The organism is Pseudomonas sp. Pseusp3 (assembly GCF_047304225.1).
In the GTDB taxonomy this organism is placed as follows: domain Bacteria; phylum Pseudomonadota; class Gammaproteobacteria; order Pseudomonadales; family Pseudomonadaceae; genus Aquipseudomonas; species Aquipseudomonas fluorescens_CD.
Genome location: NZ_JBGLYV010000284.1, coordinates 1 through 252 on the forward strand (window position 1 = coordinate 1; position 252 = coordinate 252).

The 252-nt window shown below is 59.1% G+C and carries 2 tRNA genes; both read right to left on the reverse strand.

Annotated features, from left to right (window positions below):
- Positions 1-72, reverse strand: a tRNA-Glu gene (locus ACCD00_RS30885).
- A gap of 104 nt (positions 73-176) precedes the next feature.
- Positions 177-252 (reverse strand) — tRNA-Gly (locus tag ACCD00_RS30890).

A 252-nucleotide genomic window follows, 5' to 3' on the forward strand; every position in this document is an offset into this window, starting at 1 on the left:
GTCCCCTAGGGGACTCGAACCCCTGTTACCGCCGTGAAAGGGCGGTGTCCTAGGCCACTAGACGAAGGGGACACGCTGCCCGGAACACATGGTGTGTGTTTCGGTGCCCAGATCCGCGTCCGAAGACTTGGTTCTGGTTTCACTCAGCCCTGCCCGAAAGCAACGCTGTTTAAAATTGGAGCGGGAAACGAGACTCGAACTCGCGACCCCGACCTTGGCAAGGTCGTGCTCTACCAACTGAGCTATTCCCGC